At 65.5% G+C, this 15,623-nt stretch carries 13 protein-coding genes; 9 read left to right on the top strand and 4 right to left on the bottom strand.

Features of this window, described 5'->3' with window-relative positions:
- Window positions 1-296 precede the first annotated feature (296 nt).
- The 6 genes from C5L14_RS02970 (at window position 297) to C5L14_RS02945 (ending at window position 6,787) form a co-directional block, all read left to right on the top strand.
- Window positions 297-1,583 carry an epoxide hydrolase family protein gene (locus tag C5L14_RS02970; RefSeq protein ID WP_245443199.1) on the top strand — a complete coding sequence of 429 codons (1,287 nt, stop codon included), beginning with the start codon at window positions 297-299 and terminating at the stop codon, window positions 1,581-1,583.
- Window positions 1,584-1,969: 386 nt separating this feature from the next.
- Complete coding sequence (locus C5L14_RS02965) at window positions 1,970-3,184, top strand: ABC transporter substrate-binding protein (protein ID WP_105860504.1); 1,215 nt, start codon at window positions 1,970-1,972, stop codon at window positions 3,182-3,184.
- Window positions 3,185-3,391: 207 nt separating this feature from the next.
- A complete protein-coding gene (locus C5L14_RS02960; protein WP_105860503.1) occupies window positions 3,392-4,291 on the top strand; it encodes a branched-chain amino acid ABC transporter permease in 900 nt (299 codons plus the stop codon).
- A 16-nt stretch (window positions 4,292-4,307) separates the two neighbouring features.
- Window positions 4,308-5,270, top strand: a complete 963-nt coding sequence (locus C5L14_RS02955; RefSeq protein WP_105860502.1) for a branched-chain amino acid ABC transporter permease — start codon at window positions 4,308-4,310, stop codon at window positions 5,268-5,270.
- Window positions 5,260-6,003: an ABC transporter ATP-binding protein gene (locus C5L14_RS02950; protein ID WP_105860501.1), complete on the top strand. Its 744-nt coding sequence runs from the start codon at window positions 5,260-5,262 to the stop codon at window positions 6,001-6,003. The genes C5L14_RS02955 and C5L14_RS02950 overlap by 11 nt, the downstream gene beginning before the upstream one ends.
- 1 nt (window position 6,004) lies before the next feature.
- Window positions 6,005-6,787: an ABC transporter ATP-binding protein gene (locus tag C5L14_RS02945; RefSeq protein WP_181160992.1), complete on the top strand. Its 783-nt coding sequence runs from the start codon at window positions 6,005-6,007 to the stop codon at window positions 6,785-6,787.
- Window positions 6,788-7,018: 231 nt separating this feature from the next.
- On the opposite strand, the gene C5L14_RS02940 is transcribed toward C5L14_RS02945, so the two are convergent.
- From C5L14_RS02940 to C5L14_RS02925, 4 genes are all read right to left on the bottom strand, one after another.
- Window positions 7,019-8,431 carry an amidase gene (locus C5L14_RS02940; RefSeq protein ID WP_105860499.1) on the bottom strand — a complete coding sequence of 471 codons (1,413 nt, stop codon included), beginning with the start codon at window positions 8,429-8,431 and terminating at the stop codon, window positions 7,019-7,021.
- A 132-nt stretch (window positions 8,432-8,563) separates the two neighbouring features.
- Window positions 8,564-9,532, bottom strand: a complete 969-nt coding sequence (locus C5L14_RS02935) for a quinone oxidoreductase family protein (RefSeq protein ID WP_105860498.1) — start codon at window positions 9,530-9,532, stop codon at window positions 8,564-8,566.
- Window positions 9,533-9,580: 48 nt separating this feature from the next.
- On the bottom strand, window positions 9,581-10,147 hold the full coding sequence (locus C5L14_RS02930; RefSeq protein WP_105860497.1) for a TetR/AcrR family transcriptional regulator: 567 nt from the start codon (window positions 10,145-10,147) through the stop codon (window positions 9,581-9,583).
- Window positions 10,148-10,291: 144 nt separating this feature from the next.
- A complete protein-coding gene (locus C5L14_RS02925) occupies window positions 10,292-12,064 on the bottom strand; it encodes a cytochrome c biogenesis protein DipZ (RefSeq protein WP_181161009.1) in 1,773 nt (590 codons plus the stop codon).
- 515 nt (window positions 12,065-12,579) lie between these two features.
- On the opposite strand from C5L14_RS02925, the gene C5L14_RS02920 reads away from it, so the two are divergent.
- The 3 genes from C5L14_RS02920 to C5L14_RS02910 all read left to right on the top strand — a co-directional run bounded on the left by C5L14_RS02920 (window position 12,580) and on the right by C5L14_RS02910 (window position 15,366).
- Window positions 12,580-13,320, top strand: coding sequence for a response regulator (locus C5L14_RS02920; RefSeq protein WP_105860495.1), 741 nt, complete (start codon window positions 12,580-12,582; stop codon window positions 13,318-13,320).
- A complete protein-coding gene (locus tag C5L14_RS02915; protein WP_105860494.1) occupies window positions 13,317-14,630 on the top strand; it encodes a sensor histidine kinase in 1,314 nt (437 codons plus the stop codon). The genes C5L14_RS02920 and C5L14_RS02915 overlap by 4 nt, the downstream gene beginning before the upstream one ends.
- A gap of 319 nt (window positions 14,631-14,949) precedes the next feature.
- On the top strand, window positions 14,950-15,366 hold the full coding sequence (locus C5L14_RS02910; RefSeq protein WP_105860493.1) for an organic hydroperoxide resistance protein: 417 nt from the start codon (window positions 14,950-14,952) through the stop codon (window positions 15,364-15,366).
- Window positions 15,367-15,623: the final 257 nt, after the last annotated feature.

Genomic DNA, 15,623 nt, shown 5'->3' with positions numbered 1-15,623 from the left:
GCTGAAGTTGTGGCCGTAAAAAGCCGCAAGACTGTATCGGCCTTATGTCGCCATCGGCTGGATTTGAAAGGCTGTGTAAGCCCCATCCCCCGCGATACACAATGATACAATCGGCCCGCTGCCGCTGCTGGTCCGGGCCTCCCGGGCGGGCGCCGCCTGTATGGCAATGTATCTGCGGGCCGGCCGGATACAGCAGGATGCCGATCGGGGGCGGCGGAGACATATCGGGCAAACATGGCATCGCCAAAGACGGGGCACCGGCAGCAGGGCTGCCGTGAAATGAATGGAGTTGCCCCATGCCCTTGACCAACATGCCTTTAAATGATTTCGACACGTCCCGGCGCAGCCTGCTGCAATCGGCCGCCGCTGCGGCGCTCGTCGGTCTGATTCCCACCGCGCTCTACGCGGCGGAGGCCGGAAGTGATGTCCGGCCCTTCAAGGTTTCCATCGCCGAGGCGGACATCGTGGACCTGCGCCGGCACCTGAACGCCACGCGCTGGCCGGAAGAAACGGTGTCGGATTTCTCGCAAGGGGTGCCGCTGGAAAGGCTGAAGCCGCTGGTCGCCTATTGGGCGTCCTCCTATGACTGGCGCAAGGTGGAAGCCAGGCTCAATGCGCTGCCGATGTTCGTGACGCAGATCGACGGCCTCGACATCCATTTCATCCATATCCGCTCGCCCCACCCCAATGCCATGCCGATGATCATGACCCATGGCTGGCCGGGCTCGATACTGGAATTCATGAAGGTGATGGATCCGCTGGTCGATCCCACCAAATATGGCGGGAAGGCCGACGACGCCTTCCACCTGGTGGTTCCCTCGATCCCCGGTTTCGGCTTCTCGGGCAAGCCGACGGCCAAGGGCTGGGGTTCCGACCATATCGGCCGCGCCTGGTCCGTGCTGATGCGGCGCCTGGGCTATGAGCGCTATGTATCGCAGGGCGGCGATTGCGGCTCGGTGATTTCCCACCGCATGGCCCTGCAGAAGGTGCCCGGTCTGATCGGCATCCATGTCAACATGCCGGGCACGGTGCCCAAGGAGATCGCTGCGATCCTGACGGCGGGCGGCCAGGCGCCGGCAAGCCTCACGCCGGACGAGCGGCGGGCCTTCGACGCTCTCGATGTCTTCTACAAGGACAGCTCGGGCTACGCGACCATGATGGTCACCCGTCCGCAGACCATCGGCTATTCCCTGGTGGATTCGCCGGTGGGCATGGCCGCGTGGATGTATGAGAAATTCGCCACCTGGACCTATAGCGGCGGCGATCCGGAGAAGGTGCTGACCAAAGATGAGATGCTGGACGACATCTCCCTCTACTGGCTGACTCAGACGGGCGCTTCGGCGGCGCGCATCTATTGGGAAGACCATTCCAACAATTTCAACGCCGTCGACATTCCCGAGCTGCCGGTGGCCGTGACGGTCTTCCCGGGCGAGATCTATCGCGCCCCCCGCAGCTGGGCGGAGCGCTGCTATCACAACCTGGTCTATTTCAGCGAGGCTGGGAATGGCGGCCATTTCGCGGCCTGGGAACAGCCGGACCTCTTCGTGCAGGAAGTCCGCGCTGCCTTCCGGTCGCTGCGCTGAGGCAGCTCTCCCCGGCGCCTGCCATCGAGCGGGCGCCGGAACGCCGCTGACGGCCCGGATTGCCGCGGACCAGAAAGTGCCGCTTCGGCACCAGGCAACAATGGACTGTAAAGGGATCCGGGACGCCCTGCGATAGGTTCGGTCAATCGCGCCGAAAGGATTGAGCGACCTGGCTGTGGATGTTTCCCAGCAAGTCTCACAAGAAAGATGGCTTTGCTTACCAGAAGCAGGCCGAGTTCGAAGCGACCACTATCTTACCTGTGCAGCACATGAGGCGGCATTATTGAGCATCCCCCGGACCTTGCGTTGCGGGAGCGATTTTTATTGCAATTCACGAACGGGTGTAATTGTCTGAGAAAAATACAAGCAGGAAGGGGGACATCGGCATGAACCGCTCGATCCGCAGGCGTCTCGGGGCGCTCGCAATTCTCGCCGCCTCGCTGGCCGTGACGCCGGTTCTGGCCGAGGAACCCATCGCGCTCGGCTGGGTTGGCCCCTTGTCGCCGCCCGGCAATTATTCCGGCGGGCAGGAGATGCAATGGGCCGTGCAGCTCGGGGTCGACGAGATCAACAAGGCCGGCGGCGTGCTCGGCCGTCAGCTCCAGGTCACCTATGAGGACACCAAGGGCCAGCCGGCGGAAGGCAGCGCGGCGGCGGTCCGGCTGATCACCAAGAACAATGTGTCGGCGATCTTCGGGGAGTTCCATTCCTCCGTGGCGCTCGCGGAAATCGAAGAGGCGCACAAATATGGCGTGCCCTGGGTCGGCACCGATGTCTGGGCCGACGACGTCACCGCCAAGCAATATCCGGAAGTCTTCCGTGTCTCCCCCGCCAACTCGCTGGTCTACGTCAAGGCCGCGGACTGGACGGCGGAACAGGGCTTCAAGAACGTCGCGATCATTGCCGAGAATACCGATTTCGGCCAGGGTGGCGCCAAGATCATCGCCAATGAGCTCCAGGCCAAGAACGTCGCCAATACACTGGTGACGATCGACCTCAACCAGCAGGATTTCACCCCTGCCTTGCTGCGCCTGATGAGCCAGAGCCCGCGCCCCGACGCCATCCAGATGGTCATCGCCGGCCAGGCCCAGTACCAGCTGGTGAAACAGGCCTGCCAGCTCGGCCTCGCCCCGACGGCCGAGACCAAACTGGTCGGCTCGTCAGGCCTGTTGCAAAAGGAGGTCTGGGAGGTCACGGGCAGCTGCGCCAAGAACCTCCTGATCGTCAATGTCGCCCAGCCGAAGTCGCAATGGAACGACAAGGCCAAGGCCTTCGTGACGGCCTTCACCGAGCGCTACAAGCGGGCGCCCACCGGCGTCGCCCTGGAGGCCTATGACACGCTCGGCGTGGTGGTCGAAGCCATCCGCAAGGCCGGGTCCGCCGATCGCGGCGCCATCGTCAAGGCCCTGGAGGCGGTGAAGTTCGAAGGCGCAAACGCCACCTACAACTTTCCGGCGACCAAGTCGCCGGCCTGGGCCTTCCACCAATTCATGGATGTGCCGTTCACCATCATCCAATACACCGCGGAGAACCAGAGCCCGGAGGAGGCGGCCATCGTCTATCCCAAGAACTGGGCGACCACGGACAAGATCCTGCCTTGAGGGTGCGCCGGACGTCTGGAGAATTTGAGCTTTCATCCCCGGCCGAGCCACTTACGAGTGTAGCGAGAGAGGGCGAGGGGAAGGGGACCCCGGGCATGCGGTATGCCTGTGACCCCTGGATTCCCCTCCCGCCGCCTGTAGCCGCGCCGGCAATGACAGGCTGCGTTTGCGAAGTTGGAAATGAGTGGCGGGAGACGTAAGCCGATCATGAGCTATTTTCTTCTCCTCGCCGTGAACGGGCTGGTGATCGGCCTCATCTACGCGCTCATCGCCTCGGGCCTGACGCTGGTCTTCTCGGTGCTGAAGGTGGTCAATTTCGGCCATGGCTCGCTCTACATGCTGGGCGGCTACGCCTCCTACTACCTGATTACCGGCCTCGGCCTGCATCCGCTGCTCGGCGTCATCGGCGCGATGATCGCCCTGTTCCTGTTCGGCGTGGCCTTCGAGCGGCTGGTGATCGCGCCGATGTATACCGACAAGGTAGAGCGCAAGGACGAATACGCCATCATCGTCACCTTCGGGCTTACCATCCTGCTCACCAATCTGGGTCTCGTCGTCTTCGGACCGTTCGCCAAATCGCCGCCCTCCTTCATGGCGGGGGTTCTGATCGCCGGGCCGCTGATCCTGCCCTATGACCGCCTGATCGCGGCCGTCGTCGCGGCGATCCTGCTGGTTGGGCTGGCCCTCTTTCTCAAGCGCACCACGCTGGGCCAGGCGCTCGATGCCGTCAGCCAGAGCCGCGAGTCCGCCGCCGTCATCGGGATCGACCCGCATCGCATGTACACCGTCGCCTTCGGGCTCGGTTCGGCCCTCGCCGGCGGCGCCGGGGCGTTGATCGCCCCGGTCTTCGCGCTCTCGCCCTCGATGGGCGACCTGCCCGGCGTGCAAGCCTTCATCATCATCGTGCTCGGCGGCATGGGCTCGGTCGGCGGCTCGATCATCGGCGGCATCCTGCTCGGCCTCGTTCAGAGCCTCGGAGTCGGCTACCTGCCCGATCCCAACCGGGCGCTGGCCTATACCCAGGCTTTCGGCGCCTTGCTGCTCGTCATCACGCTGCTGCTGCGGCCGACCGGCCTTTTCGGCCGTTCTCATCTGCGCCTTGAATAGGCTGGGGAGGACCACGGTGCGCTTCTCCCTGTCCCAGGCCGTCCAGGCGATCCTGCTGATCGCCGCGCTGCTCGCCCCGCTCGGCGCCGGCACCTACTGGATCCATGTCGGCGCCATCGCCTGGTACTACGCCCTGCTGGCGGCGAGCTGGGCCATGCTGGCCGGTTTTGCCGGGCAGTTCTCCTTCGCCCATGTCGCCTTCGCTGCCCTCGGCGGCTATGCCTCGGCTCTCGGCACGAGCCTGCTCGGCCTGCCGCTCGCCCTCTCCATGCTGCTGGCCGTCCTCCTCGCCGCGATCGCCGGCGCGCTGATCGGCGCCCTGGTGCTGCGATTGTCCGGCCCCTATCTGGCGTTGTTCACGCTCGCCCTCGCGGAGATCTTTCGCATGGTGCTGGTGGCCGAGGAGGGCATTACCCGCGGCATGCTCGGCCTACCGGTGCCGACCCTGTTCGCCGGCCGGTCCGATCTGCCATATTACTATCTGGGGCTCGGCCTCGTGGTCGCTGCCATGCTGGCGATGAACGGCCTGCTGGCGACCCGCGTCGGCCTGTTCCTGCGCGCCATTCGCGAGGACGAAGGCGCTGCGCGCGCCAGCGGCATCGACACGACCCGCTACAAGATCCTGGTCTTCGTCGTCACCAGCATGATCGCGGCCGTGGCCGGCATCTATTACGGGCATTTCATCGGCATTCTCACGCCCAACATCGCCATCCTGCCGGAGATGGGCCTGGTGATCGCCATGGCAGTGATCGGGGGTATCGAGAGCCTGCCCGGCGCGGTCATCGGCGCCGTCGTCGTTTTCGTGCTCTCCGAATTCCTCAGGGCCTATGGCGAATGGCGCTTCGTCCTGATGGGGCTGGTGCTGATCCTGGTGCAACGCTTCGCCCAGAACGGCCTTTATCCGATGATCGAGCGCTGGGGCCGGGCACGCCGGTCCGTGCAGGCAGGCCAACCAGCCGGGAAACGCCATGCCGAATGAAAGCGCAGCCTTCTTTTCCATCAGCGGCCTCGCCAAGCATTTCGGCGGCATTCATGCCGTCGAGGATCTATCCTTTGCCCTGCGGCGCGGCGAGATACTGGGCCTGATCGGCCCCAATGGTTCGGGCAAGACCACCACCATCAACATGGTGACGGGAGCATTGAAGCCTGATGGCGGGCGCATCGAGGTCGACGGCACCGACATGGCCGGCCAGCCAGCCCATCTCTATGCCCGCCGCGGCATTGCGCGCACCTTCCAGGTGCCGCGGCTGTTCCGGCGCATGACGGTGATGGAGAACCTGATCGTTCCCGCCCTGTCGGACGCGTCGGAACGCCGTCGGACGGCCGAGGAGCGCGCCCGCGGCGTGCTCGCCTTCCTCAGGCTCGAGCACCTTGCCGACCAGTATGCGCGCGCGCTCTCCGGCGGCCAGCAGAAGCTTCTGGAACTCGGCCGCGCGCTGATGCTGCGGCCGCATCTGCTCCTGCTCGACGAGCCCTTCGCCGGCGTGCATCCGCGCCTGCTCGACGAGATCGTCGAACATATCCGCAGCCTGAACCGGGACGGCCACACCATCGTGCTGGTCGACCACAATCTCGATGCCGTGCGCTCGGTCGTCACGCGCGTGCTGGTGATGGCGCGGGGCCGCAAAATCGCCGATGGCGCCGTTTCGGACGTGCTCCGCAATCCCGAAGTGGTCCGCGCCTATACCGGCACGCGCATGGGAGGCTCCTGAGATGAATTCGGCCACTGCCTCCGTGCCTGTCGAGCCACGCTGGAGCGATATGCCCGGCTTGCTGGCCTGCGAGGATCTCGTCGCCGGCTATACCGGCGACATCGACATTCTGCGCGGTCTGTCGGTGAAGGCCTGGCCCGGCCGCATATCCTGCGTGGTCGGACCGAACGGCACCGGCAAGTCGACCCTGTTGAAATCCCTGTTCGGCTTCCTGCGCCCCAGCGCCGGCCGCGTGCTGCTGGGCACCAGGGACATCACCGGCAGCCCGCCCTTCCGGATGCTCGGCCTTGGCGTCGCCTATCTGCCGCAGCGGCCGAGCCTGTTTCCCCACCTGTCGGTGGAGGCCAATCTCAAGCTGGGCCTGTGGCATGCGAGGCCGAGGAAGCAGGTCTTGGCCGAGCGTCTCGATAGCGCCTATCAGCGCTTTCCCGTCATCCGGGAGAAACGCAGCCAGCCGGCCGGCCAGCTTTCCGGCGGCCAGCAGAGGCAGGTCGAGATCGCCCGCAGCCTGCTGGCCGACCCCTCCGTCTACCTGATCGACGAACCCACGGCCGGCGTCGACCCGCAGACCAGCGAGACCATCTACGACATCGTCCAGGGCCTGGCGCGCGACCTGTCCAAGGCGGTGCTGCTGGTCGACCAGGACATTCGCGCCGCGCTCGCCATCACCGATTACGTCTATGTGGTGAAGAACGGCACCGTCTTTTCCGAAGGCGAGCGCGACGATTTCGGCACGGATACCGATGCGCTGGTGGCACGCTGGCTCTATGCGAGCGGGGAATAAGACCGGGTCATGAAAGGCCTGCCTCAAGGAAGATCATCGCCCGGAGTGACAGTTTTGGAGAGCAGGTCTGAAGACCACCTCTTTCAAGGTGTTTGCTCTCTGCCCGAAACCTATTGGAATTACTTCAACGACAGGCACAAAAGCTCAATGGTGTCGAACGCCTTGAAAGGGGAAGGTCCGAACACCCGGCCTCGCGTGGTGATCGGTCGATCTTTCGCGCGACGGCATGGCTCAGGGCGCTTGATAGGCGGGCGGCGGCTCGAACAGTCCGCCGCGGCTGATTTCCAGCGCCCGGCCGATGCGCAGGGCCAGCGCTTCCTCGAAACGCGGCACTGCTATCTGCAGGGCGGTCGGCAGGCGGCTCCCGGCCAAGCCGGTCGGGATGCTGAGTGCGGCCATATCGATCAGGTTGACGAAGCGCGTGAAGGTGCCGAGCGGCGTCTTCGTCTCGTCGATCTCGGCCAGCGGTGGCGGCAGGATCGGGGCTGTGGGTGTAAGCAGCGCGTCCGCGCCCTCCAGATAAGCGGCGAACTCGATCTGTGCGGCGCGCCGCTGCTCCAGCAGGTCCTGGTAGCGGGCGCCGTCGATCTCCTTGCCCTTGAGGATGCGCGACCGTACGTCCGGATGCACCGGACTGTCGTCCGGCCCGGCATAACGGCCGAGCTGGTGCCAGGATTCGGCTGACATCAGCTCGCCGGTCAGCGCCATATAGGCTTCCGGGGGCCGGGGCATCGCCTTTTCACGAATATCGGCGCCGAGTGCCGCGAGATCGGCGAGTGCCGCCCGGAACCGCTCGAGCACCGGGGGCTCGACGGCGGCAAGGTCTGCCGCGGCGGGGATGCGCAGGCGAAGCCCGGCAAGGTCCTGCTCCGGTGCGCTCGACAAGGCGACCGGCGGCACGCCGAATGTCGCCGGATCGAGCGGGTCCCGCCCGGCCATGGCGGCAAACAGCAAAGCGGCGTCCTCGACCGAGCGGGTGAGGGGACCGACGCTGTCGAACGAAGGGGCGAGCGTCATGAGGCCCCCGCGCCCGATCCGGCCGACGGTGGTCTTCAGGCCGACGATGCCGCACATGGCGGCGGGATTGCGGATGGAGCCGCCGGTGTCGGTACCGAGCGCCGCCGGAACCAGGCCGGCAGCGACCGCCACGCCCGAGCCGCTGGAAGAGCCGCCGGGTGCCCGGGGCACGTCCGGATCGCGTGGATTGAGCGGCGTGCCGGTGACATGGTTGGTACCCCAGCCGCCGAAGGCGAATTCGACGGTCTGCACCTTGCCCACGAGCACCATGCCGGCCTCCGAGAGGCGCGTCACGGCGTTGGCCGTCACAGGCTGGGGCTCGGCGCCGAGAGCCCTGGAGCCGGCCCTTGTCGGCCGGCCCCTGACATGGAACAAGTCCTTGGCGGCATAGGGCACGCCATCGAGAAAACCCCGCGTCTCGCTGCGACGGCGGCGCTGATCGGACGCGGCAGCGGCCTGGAGCGCCTCCTCCGCAAAGACGCCGACAAAGGCATGGAGTGCGCCGTCATGGGCGGCGATGCGCGCCAGGGCGCGGCCCACGATGGCTTCGGAGGTGGTGCGCCCTTCTGCCAGCAGGCGGCCGAGTTCGGCCGCTGTTGCGAATGCGGAAATGCCGTCTGCGCCCATGCCAGTCTCCTTTTCGGCTTCGTCTCAGCAAAGCATGGCGCGGCCCGGCAAGGAAAGACCAAGTTGCGGATAGCCGCCGGGCCGGTGCTGCTGCATCAGGCCCGGGGAGCCTCGGACGGCAGGCCCCCGGTGTCAGGGGACGAGCAGCAGCTTGCCGGTGGTCCTGCGGCTTTCCATGTCCGCATGGGCTTTGGCTGCGTCCGCCAATCGATATTCGCCGCCGATCCGAATCGCGAGCTTGCCCTCGGCCAGCCAGTCGAACAGTCGGGCCGAGCGCATGCGCAGCAGTTCGGGCGTATGGATATGATCGAAAAAGACTGCGTAGCCGATCTTGATGCTCCTCGGCAGGTTCATGATGTCGAGTGGGCCCGGGCCGCCCAGAACCGGGCCATACCAGCAGAACGTGCCGGACCGGCGCAAGATGTCGAGCGAACCTTGGAAGGTGGCAGGGCCGGAGCCGTCATAGACGACAGAGACGCCTTCCCCCCTGGTCAGGCGCAGGACGTCCTCGGCAAACCGCCCTTCGGCATCGACGATGACATGGTCGGCGCCGGCCGCCTTCGCCATGGCCACCTTGTCCGGCGTCGAAACCCGCCCGATGACCTGGCCGCCCCGCAGCTTGACGATCTGGGTCAGCAGCAACCCCACGCCCCCGGCCGCCGCGTGGACGAAGGCGATGTCGCCGGGCTGAACCGGATAGAAGTCGGTGGCGAAGTGACTGGCCGTAAGACCCTGCATCATGATCGAGGCGGCCGTCCGGTCATCGATGGCGTCGGGCACAGGCACCAGCGCACGGGAGGGGATGGCGATCCGTTCCGCATAGCTGCCTGGGGCGTAGACCCAGGCGACGCGCTGACCGGGCTTGAACTCCTCGACGCCGTCACCTCGTGCGAGGACGCGGCCTGCCCCTTCCACACCGAGAATCTTCGGATTAGGCATCTCGGTCCAAGCCATGCCCTGCCTGACGCCGATATCCATGAAATTGACGCCGGCAAAGGCGACCTCGACCAGGACTTCACCGGGACCGGGCACCGGCTCAGCGCGCTCGACATGGCACAGCCTGTCGCTTCCGCCGATTCCGTTCATGACGATGGCTTTCATTACCTGTCTCCAATGTTGAATGATCGTTCCTGAATTCAGCAAAAAAATCTAATGCAAGGCCCTCAAGGCCATTTCGGCCAGGCTGGCCAGAATCCGACGGTCGGCGCCACTGCGCCCGGCAATGCGTATGCCGGAGATGCTGGCGATCAGAAATTCGGCCGTCCTTTCCGGATCGAGGTCGGCGGCGACGTCGCCCTCGCGCTGGGCGTCCCGCACCCGGCCGGCAATGGCGCCGCTCAGGCTACGGGCCAGCGATGCATTGATCTCGGCGAGATCGGCGCGGGACGCACCGAACTCGCAGACCGAACCGGTGCCGAGACAGGCCTGATCGGCCGTATTGACCACCCGGCGCAGCATCGCCTTGATGCCATCCATGCCGCGCGCGCCACTGCGCAGGGCATCGAAATGGGCAGAGCATTCTCCCAACCCATAGCGGCGCACGGCCGAACAATAGAGCTGCCACTTGTCGCCGAAGGCAGCATAGAGGCTTTGCCGGCCGATACCCATGGCATCCACGAGCATCTGGGCCGAACTGCCTTCGAACCCATGTTCCCTGAACACGCCGATCGCTGCGTCCAGCGCGGCGTCGGTATCGAATTCCCGCAATCTTGCCATGTCGATCCTTTAAACATTCGGGAACGGATGTTCAAGAAAAATTTTGAAGGGAAGCCCCGCTTTTGCCGTCGCGTCGGCGTCACCCCGTATCGGGACGTGGAACAGCGCGTCCGGACGGCGGATGGCGACTGAAGCGGAAGGCGGTCATCCGAAGGTGAAGGCATAGGCCTCGACACCCGGGTCGAGAAAGCGGACCTCGAAAGTCCGGGTCTCCACTCCTCCGGACTGCCGCACGAGCTGGTAGAGCCGCGTTTCGGTGACCAGGCCGTTTCCCTGGGCATCGATATCGGCCCCGTGGTCGGGGCCGGGCGCCTTGCCGTCGACGGTGACCTGGAAGCGCACGGGCTTGCCGGCAGCACCGGGGCCCAGCACCAGATGCAGGTCACGGGCGCTGAAGCGGTAGACGATGCCGCCTCCCGGCTTGTCGAGCACCGCCCGTTCTGCGCCGACGGTCCAGGTGCCCTGAAGGCCCCATTGATTGAGCCCGGGATCCGTCACCGAATAGTCTCGGGCCGCGTCAGGCGACACGCGCTCCGCCGAGGCGAAATTGTCGGCCCGGCCATAGCCCAGATAAGTCTCCTGCGAACCGAGATTGGCGAGGTCGGGACTGGCTTCCGCCCCCTTCGCCGCCGGGGCGGCCGCCTCTTTCGCCGGCCCGCTACTGCCGGCTTCCCGCAGCAGATCCTGGATCGCCTGTTCGGTCTGGCGGTAATTGCCCTCGCCGAAATTGTGGTAGCGGATCTGGCCGCGGGCATCGATCAGGTAGAAGGCTGGCCAATAGCTGTTCTGGAAGGCGCGCCAGATGCGATAATCGTTATCGACGGCTACCGGATACACGATGCCGAAATCCTTGACCGCCTGCCTGACATTGTCGAGCTTCTTTTCGAAGGCGAATTCGGGTGCGTGCACACCGATCACGACCAGCCCCTGATCCCTGTATCTGTCCGCCCAAGCGCGGATATAGGGGGTGGTGCGGATGCAGTTGATGCAGGAATAAGTCCAGAAATCGACGAGCACCACCTTGCCGCGCAGTTGCTCCGTGGTGAGCGGGGGCGAATTCAGCCAGGCGACGGCGCCGTCGAGCGAGGGAGCCTGGCCCTCGACGGGGAGATTGCTGCGGAAGGGCGTCTGTGCCTTGGCGCTCGCGATCAGCATGCCGCCGCTGGCGAGACCAGACGCCATGGCCGTTTGCGGGTCCACATGCAGCCTGTCGAGAATGGCCTGCTCGATGCTCGCCGTGCTGGCATAGGAGAGCCGCGCCAGCAGGCCGGTGTCCAGGCCGAAAGCAACGGTGCCGACACCGGCGAGCACGGCTACGCCGAGACCCTGGCGGATACGCTCGCTGACGCCGAGCGAACGTTTCATGCCTGCAAGGAGCCTGCCGCCCACCAGGAGGGCGCCGGCCAGCGAGGTGGCGGCGCCGCCGGCATAGGCGAGCAGCAGCAGCGTCGTCTCGATATTGGCACCCTGAAGAGCCGCGCCGGTCAGGACCAGGCCGAGAATCGGCCCGGCGCAGGGCGCCCAGAGCAGGCCCGTTGCCACGCCGAGGATGAACGAACTGCCGGCCGTCCGGGCTCCCGAGGCGGCCGAGGTGCCGTGCAGCCGGTTGCCGAGGTCGGCAATCGGCCGGGTGACAGCACCGGCGAGGCGCGGCGAGATCAGGCTCAGGCCGAATATGGCCAGAAGCGCGAGCGCAGCCAGGCGCCCGAACTCATTGGCCTGGATGGCCCAGCTCCCGCCGACGGCGGCCAGGGTCGCTACCAGCGCGAAGGTAAAGGCCATGCCGAAGAGCATGGGCAGCGTGCCGCGCAGGAAAGGCAGCCCTGTTCCGACGAAGACGAAAGGGAGAATGGGCAGGATGCAGGGGCTGAGAATGGTCAGCACGCCGCCGAAATAGGCAATGGCTAGAAGAAGCATCATTGTCTCCTGTGCAACGGAGGGAGCGGTCGGGGGGCGAGGAGGCCCGCCGAGCAAGGAGGCTGATGTGGCGTGCGCGAGTATCGTGAATGTGTCCGGAGCCGTGGGCGTTTGTACCGCAGTGTAGGCGCCGGCCCGGCGGCGACGCGAGGGCTCAAAAGTCAGGCGCCGCCAAAAGGGCTCCGATTGTATCGCAACGTATCCGTGCCCGCCGGATCCTACATCCATATGCAGGAGGCGCCGGCGTGGGACATATCCAGGATACATCGCGCTGGTCTAGTTCCGTCCGGTGCCGTGGGCCCTGCTTCTGCGCATCGGGTGGGGCTTTCAGCAGGCGAAACCCTTCTTGCGATTCGACTGCCTCGCCAGAAACCGGTGGGCTGGAGCAATACGAGCCTTCACCAAAACGCGCATTGCTCGCAAGGCACGGCATTGCAATGTAATAGCCAGACTCGAATGCATCGGCACATTCGAGTGCAGGTATCAGTTGACCGGCGGAAGCAGGAAGTTCGGGCATGGAACATGTCGACCACATACTGATCGTCGATGACGACAGCGAAATTCGCGACCTGGTGTCGAGCTATCTGAAGAAAAACGGTCTTCGCGCCTCGGTCGCTGCCGATGGACGCCAGATGCGCAGCTTCCTCGAGGCCAATACCGTCGACCTGATCGTACTCGACGTGATGATGCCGGGCCAGGACGGCCTCGTGCTCTGCCGCGAATTGCGGGCCGGAAAACACAAGGCGACGCCGATCCTCATGCTGACGGCCCGCAGCGACGAGATGGACCGGATCATCGGGCTGGAAATGGGCGCAGACGACTATCTGCCGAAGCCCTTTGCCGCCCGCGAGTTGCTGGCGCGCATCAACGCCGTCCTGCGGCGAACCCGGATGCTGCCGCCCAATCTGCAGATCAGCGAGGCCGGCCAGCTGCTGACCTTCGGTGAATGGCGGCTCGACACGGTGGGCCGCCATCTCCTCGACGGGCAGGGCACGGAGGTGGCACTGAGCGGGGCCGAATACCGGCTGCTGCGCGTTTTCATCGATCACCCCCAGCGCGTGCTCAACCGCGACCAGCTCCTGAACCTCACCCAGGGACGGGATGCGGACCTGTTCGACCGCTCGATCGATCTTCTGGTCAGCCGCCTGCGCCAGCGACTCGGCGACGACGCCCGCGAGCCGACCTACATCAAGACCGTGCGCAGCGAAGGCTATGTTCTCGCCGTTCCCGTCGAGATCTCGGAGCCCCGGACGTGATCGCCGGCGCCTTTCGTGCCTTGTGGCCGACGACCCTTCGCGCCCGGCTGTTCCTGATCCTGCTCGCCGGGCTGGCGATCGCCAATGGCCTGTCCTTCGCGGTCCTTTCTGCCGAACGCTACTTATCGGCGAAGGAGATGATGCTGCGCACGTTGAAAGACGATGTGGCAACCTCGATCGCGGTTCTCGACCGGACGCCGGCGAGCGAGAGGCCGAAACTGGCCGATTGGCTGAGCCGCGGCAATTACAACATCATTCTGGGGCCGGGCCTTGCCGGTGTGCCCAACACCTCCCGGCATGGCCAGGAGATCGCCGCCAAGCTGGAGAGCGCGGCAGGGTCCCGTTTCCCCCTGCGCATCGAAGCCATACCGGGGGAGGGCGGGCGCCTGCAGGCCCATCTCACCCTGAGCGACGGCAGCCCGCTGACCATCGAGATCACGCCGCGCGGGGTCATGCCGATCGCGGACTGGCTGCCTTACGTCCTCGCCCTGCAGATGGCGTTGCTGCTGCTCTGTACCTGGCTCGCCGTCAGGCAGGCAATCCGGCCCCTCGGGGCTCTCGCCGCCGCCGCCGAGGCCCTCGATCCCAACGGCAAGAGCGCACCACTCAGCGAGGAAGGCCCGAGCGAGGTTGCCCATGCGGCCCGCGCCTTCAACGGGATGCGCGAGCGCATCGCCCATTATCTGGAGGAACGCGTCCAGATTCTCGCCGCGATCTCGCACGACCTGCAAACGCCGATCACCCGCATGCGGCTCAGGGCCGACATGGCCGATGAATCGCCGGAGAAGGACAAGCTGGTACGAGACCTGCGCGAGATCGAGCGCCTGGTCCAGGACGGCATCGCCTATGCCCGCAGCTCCCACAGCAGTGGCGAGAAGGCGGCCCGCATCGACCTCGCCTCCTTCATCGACAGCATCGCCTATGACTATCAGGATACCGGCAAGGCGGTGAGCGTCATCGGTTATGTCGACGGCGTCGCCTCGACCAAGCCGCATGCGCTGCGGCGCATTCTCTCGAACTTCATCGACAATGCGCTGAAATTCGCCGGTGCCGCCGAGGTGGGCGTGGAGCGCAAAGCCGATGGCCGGACCGTCATCGCGGTGATGGATCGCGGCCCCGGCATACCCGAAGACATGCTGAAGGCGGCCATGCAGCCCTTCTTCCGCCTGGAGCAATCCCGCAATCGCGAGACCGGCGGCACGGGCCTCGGCCTTGCCATTGCCCAGCAACTGGCAGGGACCATCGGTGGCACGGTCCGGCTCTACAACCGCGACGGCGGGGGACTGGTGGCGGAAGTCGCCATTCGGTGAAGGCCCGAGGTTTTTCTGAAGACATTCGCGGTGTATCGATCGGGAGAACGTGTTTCTCCTCACCGTAATGCTGCGCCTTTTGTTGGCGGGGTCGGCCCGTGGCGCTCCGAGCCAGCCGCGATTTTCCGCCGTCGTGGTATGCCAACATGTCGATCTCGCCGGAAGCTACGCTTTGTTACACTTCCGGGGTTTTCGGAAACATGGCGGACAAACGCTCCCTTCAAGACACTCCGGTCTTTCCGATGCCGCAGATGGCGGTATCGCCAACCCCAGAGGCTGTTATGGATCATGACAGCCTCCAGACGAACAGGAGCGTATCATGACCAAGATCGACAAGGTTCTCTATACAGGCCGGACCCACACCACCGGTGGCCGGGATGGGGCTGCGCGCAGCGACGATGCCCGGCTCGACATCAAGCTGTCGCCGCCCGGCAGCAGCCAGCCTGGCACCAATCCCGAGCAGCTGTTCGCGGCAGGCTGGTCGGCCTGCTTCATCGGCGCCATGGGCCTCGCAGCCGGCAAGCGCAAGCTGAAGCTGCCGACCGACACGGCCGTGGACACGGAGGTCGATCTCGGCACCACCGATGGCGCCTATTTCCTGCAGGCGCGCCTGAAGGTCAGCCTGCCCGGCCTCGATCGCGAGCTCGCACAGGCGATCGTCGAGGAAGCCCACCAGACCTGCCCCTATTCGAAGGCGACGCGCGGCAATATCAATGTCGAGCTTTCCCTCGCCTGAGGGAGGAGCTCTTCGTCTCGCCCGCCTTTTCCATCTGCAACCCGTAGGGCGCGGCATTGCCGCGCCCGGTGAGGTTTCCAATGAAACGGATCACGATTTGCATACTGGGCCTGGCGATTCTGGCGGCTTCCTGCGTCTACGAGCCCGCCTCCAGGGAACCGTCGCCCCTCGCCGGGCTGCTGGGGCTTGCGGGGGTACCGACCTCGGGCCCATCGCGATGAGCGCCAGGAGTCGAGAGGCTTGTGCGCAAGGCTCGG

The organism is Labrys okinawensis (assembly GCF_002982075.1).
In the GTDB taxonomy this organism is placed as follows: domain Bacteria; phylum Pseudomonadota; class Alphaproteobacteria; order Rhizobiales; family Labraceae; genus Labrys; species Labrys okinawensis_A.
This window is presented reverse-complemented; position numbering and strand designations above follow the sequence as displayed.

What these genes read in the sequence shown, in the direction of transcription:
- C5L14_RS02970 (WP_245443199.1), top strand. Translation starts at nt 297, where the DNA reads ATGCCCTTGACCAACATGCCTTTAAATGATTTCGACACGTCCCGGCGC.
- C5L14_RS02960 (WP_105860503.1), top strand. Translation starts at nt 3,392, where the DNA reads ATGAGCTATTTTCTTCTCCTCGCCGTGAACGGGCTGGTGATCGGCCTC.
- C5L14_RS02965 (WP_105860504.1), top strand. Translation starts at nt 1,970, where the DNA reads ATGAACCGCTCGATCCGCAGGCGTCTCGGGGCGCTCGCAATTCTCGCC.
- C5L14_RS02910 (WP_105860493.1), top strand. Translation starts at nt 14,950, where the DNA reads ATGACCAAGATCGACAAGGTTCTCTATACAGGCCGGACCCACACCACC.
- C5L14_RS02920 (WP_105860495.1), top strand. Translation starts at nt 12,580, where the DNA reads ATGGAACATGTCGACCACATACTGATCGTCGATGACGACAGCGAAATT.
- C5L14_RS02945 (WP_181160992.1), top strand. Translation starts at nt 6,005, where the DNA reads ATGAATTCGGCCACTGCCTCCGTGCCTGTCGAGCCACGCTGGAGCGAT.
- C5L14_RS02950 (WP_105860501.1), top strand. Translation starts at nt 5,260, where the DNA reads ATGCCGAATGAAAGCGCAGCCTTCTTTTCCATCAGCGGCCTCGCCAAG.
- C5L14_RS02925 (WP_181161009.1), bottom strand. Translation starts at nt 12,064, where the DNA reads ATGCTTCTTCTAGCCATTGCCTATTTCGGCGGCGTGCTGACCATTCTC.
- C5L14_RS02930 (WP_105860497.1), bottom strand. Translation starts at nt 10,147, where the DNA reads ATGGCAAGATTGCGGGAATTCGATACCGACGCCGCGCTGGACGCAGCG.
- C5L14_RS02935 (WP_105860498.1), bottom strand. Translation starts at nt 9,532, where the DNA reads ATGAAAGCCATCGTCATGAACGGAATCGGCGGAAGCGACAGGCTGTGC.
- C5L14_RS02940 (WP_105860499.1), bottom strand. Translation starts at nt 8,431, where the DNA reads ATGGGCGCAGACGGCATTTCCGCATTCGCAACAGCGGCCGAACTCGGC.